At 67.9% G+C, this 4150-nt stretch carries 2 protein-coding genes; both read right to left on the bottom strand.

The annotated features are described in order from the left end of the window. Nucleotides 1-121: 121 nt before the first annotated feature. On the bottom strand, nt 122-403 hold the full coding sequence (locus BN10_RS18135) for a CsbD family protein (protein WP_010851998.1): 282 nt from the start codon (nt 401-403) through the stop codon (nt 122-124). Nucleotides 404-578: 175 nt separating this feature from the next. Next, the gene (locus tag BN10_RS14480) at nt 579-3959 is read right to left on the bottom strand and encodes a pyruvate carboxylase (RefSeq protein WP_010851997.1); all 3381 of its coding nucleotides are present in this window, start codon (nt 3957-3959) and stop codon (nt 579-581) included. Nucleotides 3960-4150: the final 191 nt, after the last annotated feature.

Here is a 4150-nt window from a genome sequence, read left to right as displayed (position 1 = left end):
GTGGTTGGTATGCCGTCCACTCGCCGGACGTAGCGAGAGGGCCGGTGACTGCGTGTGCAGCCACCGGCCCTCGGTGGTGGTCGGATGAGCCCCTGTTCTCAGCCTGACCGGTCGCGACCTTTCAGTCGACCTTGTTCTTCAGATCGCGCAACTTGTCGCCCATCGCGTCGAGGGTGGAGTTCTCGCCGCCATCCTTGGCGTCCTCCCACGTGTCCGCGGCTTCGTCGCGCGCATTCTGCAAGGCGTCGGCTGCGTCGTCACCGACCTGGTCCGCCTTGGCCTTGACCTGCTCCGCCTTGCCCTCAGCCTCCAGGCGCGTGTTGTCGGTCGCGTCGCCCCACTCTTCCTTGATCTTGCCCTTGGCTTCCTCAGCCTTGTTGCCGAGCGTGTCTCCGAGACCCATGTCAGTTCTCCTGTTCAGTGATCCTGCACTGGCGGTTCAATCTGTCGACTGGTCCGGCTCCCCTCGGGAACCCGATGCTTCGACGTTAGGCCAACCCTCGACCGCGTCGGGGTTTAGGGTCAGTCAATCGCACCAAGTTCCTGAGAATCCTTTCAGGAGAACGCTTTTCTCACCCCTAGGGGTGAATCACGAGGATGAGGTCACCGCCCTCGACCTGCTGGTGCTGACCGATGGCCAGTCGCCCGATGGTCCCAGCGACCGGCGTGGTGATGTTGGCCTCCATCTTCATCGCCTCGATCGTCGCGACGACGGAACCCACCTCGACGACATCCCCTTCTGCGACCACTGGGGTCACGACCCCCGCGAAAGGCGCCGGGATCTGCCCGTGATCCGAGCGGTCGGCCTTCTCAGCCGCCTTGACCTCCACCTTGGCCTTGGTGTCGCGCACTTGGATCGGCCGGAACTGGCCGTTGAGCGTGCACATGACCGTGCGCATGCCCTTGCCGTCGACCTCACCGATGCTCTGCACTCCGAGCAGCAGCCGCTTGCCGGCCTCGATCTCCACTTCGTACTCGGTGCCCGGCTCGATGCCGTGGAGGAACTCGATGGTCCCGAGCACCGAGAGGTTGCCGAACTTTTCCCGTGACGTCTCGAAGTCGCTCGTCGGCCCGGGGAAGAGCAACTGGTTGAGCGCGCGCTGGGGCGTCGTGCGCAGCGCCTCCTCCTGCTCGTCGGTCAGCTCGGTCACCCGCGCCTTGGCGTGCCGACCCTCCAGCGCCTTGGTGCGGAAGGGTTCCGGCCAGCCGCCGGGCGGGTCCCCGAGTTCGCCCTCGAGGAAGCCGATCACCGAGTCCGGGATGTCGTATGCCGTGGGGTTGGCCTCGAAGTCCTTGGGGTCGGCTCCCGCTCCCACCAGGGCCAGGGCCAGGTCGCCCACGACCTTGCTCGAGGGCGTGACCTTGACGAGATTGCCGAGGATGGCGTTCGCCGCGGCATACATGTTCTCGACATCCTCGAAGCGGTCGCCGAGGCCGAGGGCGATGGCCTGCTGTCTGAGGTTGGAGAGCTGGCCGCCGGGGATCTCGTGGAAGTAGACCCGGCCGGTGGGGGAGGCCAGGCCGGACTCGAAGGGCTTGTAGATCTGGCGGACGGCCTCCCAGTAGGGCTCCAGCGCGAAGACGGCCTCGATGTCGAGCCCGGTCTCACGCTCGGTGCCGTCGGTCGCGGCGACGAGGGCCGACAGGCTCGGCTGGCTCGTCGTGCCGGCCATTGAGGAGCACGCGGCGTCGACGGCGTCGACGCCCGCGTCGATGGCGGCCAGGAGGGTGCCGATCTGCCCGCCGGCGGTGTCATGCGTGTGCAGGTGCACGGGCAGGTCGAAGCGCTCTCGCAGGGCGGTGACCAAGGTGCGCGCCGCGGGTGCTCGGAGCAGGCCGGCCATGTCCTTGATGGCCAGGATGTGGGCTCCGGTGTCGACGATCTGCTCGGCCAGACGCAGGTAGTAGTCGAGGGTGTAGAGCTTCTCACCGGGGTCCGTGAGATTGCCGGTGTAGCACAGGGCGACCTCGGCGACTGCCGTCCCGGTCTCGAGGACGGCCTCGACGGCGGGCCGCATCTGGCTGACGTCATTGAGCGAGTCGAAGATCCGGAAGATGTCCAGGCCCGTGCGTGCCGCCTCGTGGACGAAGGCGTCGGTCACCTGCGTGGGGTAGGGCGTGTAGCCGACGGTGTTGCGGCCGCGGAGGAGCATCTGGAGGGGGACGTTCGGCATCGCCTCGCGCAGCAGGGCGAGGCGCTCCCACGGATCCTCGGACAGGAAACGCAGGGCGACGTCGTAGGTCGCGCCACCCCAGGCCTCCATCGAGAACAGTTGCGGAGTCAATCGCGAGACATGCCCGGCGACGTGCATGAGGTCGCGCGTGCGCATCCGGGTGGCGAGCAGGCTCTGGTGAGCGTCGCGGAAGGTCGTGTCGGTGACCGGGATGTCCGTGCGCTCACGCAGTTGCTTGGCAAAGGCCGAGGGCCCCAGGCGCAGGAGCAGGTCGCGCGTTCCGGGGGGCGTCGTCGCCTGGGGGTCGAGCGTCGGCAGCTTGAGTCGCGGTTTGAGCTTGGTGGTGGCCGGCCCGTGCGGCTGGTTGACCGTCACGTCCGCGAGGTAGGCGAGCAGTTTGGTGCCTCGGTCGGCGGGCATCCGTGCCTTGAGCAGCTCGGGGCGCTCGTCGATGAAGCTCGTCGTCGCCTTGCCGGCCTGGAAGACCGGGTCGGCAAGGACCGATTCGAGGAAGGGGATGTTTGTGGAGACGCCGCGAATCCGGAACTCCGCCAACGCCCGTCGCGCCCGCCGCACTGCCATCGGGAAGGTCCGGCCACGGCAGGTGAGCTTGACCAGCATGGAGTCGAAGTGGGCACTGACCTCGGCACCGACGAAGACGGTGCCGCCGTCCAGGCGGACACCGGAGCCGCCGGCCGAGCGATAGACGGTGATCTGGCCGGCGTCCGGCCGGAAGCCGTTGGACGGGTCCTCGGTGGTGATCCGGCACTGCAGGGCGGCGCCGTTGACGTGGATGTCATCCTGGGTGAGGGCCAGATCCGTGAAGGTGTCCCCGGAGGCGATGCGCATCTGGGCAACGACGAGATCCACATCGGTGACCTCCTCGGTCACCGTGTGCTCGACCTGGATGCGTGGGTTCATCTCGATGAAGACGTACTGTCCGTCCTCCCCGAGGAGGAACTCGACCGTGCCCGCGTTCCGATAGCCGATTGACTCGGCGAAGGCCACGGCATCCGCGCACATCCGCGCCCGGATGTCTGGGTCGAGGTTGGGCGCGGGGGCGATCTCGATGACCTTCTGGTGGCGACGCTGCAGGGAACAGTCGCGTTCGTAGAGGTGGAAGACGGTGCCCGCGGCGTCGGCGAGCACCTGCACCTCGATGTGCCGCGGGTTGATGACGGCCTGCTCCAGGTAGAGCGTCGGGTCGCCGAAGGCCGCGTCGGCCTCGCGTTGCGCGGCCTCGAGGGAATCGCGCAGGGTCGCCGGGTTGTCCACCCGGCGCATGCCACGCCCGCCGCCTCCACTCACGGCCTTGACGAAGACCGGGAACCCGATGTCCGCGGCGGCCGCCTCCAGAAGGTCGAGGTCGGTGGTCGCCGGCGCACTCTTGAGGGTGGGCAGCCCGGCCGCTCGGGCAGCGGCGATCGCCTTGGCCTTGTTGCCGGTCAGGTGCAGCACCTCGGCCGGCGGCCCGATGAAGGTGATGCCGTTGGCAGCGCAGGCCTCGGCGAGCAGCGGGTTCTCCGACAGGAAGCCGTAGCCCGGGTAGATCGCGTCCGCACCGCACTCCACCGCGACCCGCACGATGTTGTCGTGGTCCAGGTAGGCGCGGACCGGGTGGCCCTCCTCGCCGATCTGGTAGGACTCGTCCGCCTTGAGCCGATGTTCGGACTTGCGGTCCTCATGAGGGAAGACCGCCACCGTTTTGGCACCCAACTCGGTGGCGGCGCGGAAGGCTCGGACGGCGATCTCGCCGCGATTGGCGACCAGGATCTTCGAGAACACGAGAGGTGACCTCCGGGTGGGCTGACGGGTCCGCGATCCACCCTAGTGACGCAGGGCACACCGGGCTCGGGAACGTCCACCCACAGGACCAGATCTCGCGCGCGGACACAGGTATGGGTGTGGTCGGCTGCGAGATGAGTTCGGCTGGGACCAGATCTCGCACGCAAGCGCAGGTATGGGTGTGGTCGGCT

Origin of the sequence: Phycicoccus elongatus Lp2 (genome assembly GCF_000367525.1) — a bacterium.
GTDB lineage: Bacteria > Actinomycetota > Actinomycetes > Actinomycetales > Dermatophilaceae > Phycicoccus_A > Phycicoccus_A elongatus.
The sequence above is the reverse complement of the archived record's forward strand: the minus strand, read 5'-3'. Positions and strand labels throughout refer to the sequence as shown.

Bases quoted from the DNA above. Each gene is read 5' to 3' on its own strand.
- BN10_RS18135 (WP_010851998.1), bottom strand. From the start codon at position 403: ATGGGTCTCGGAGACACGCTCGGCAACAAGGCTGAGGAAGCCAAGGGC.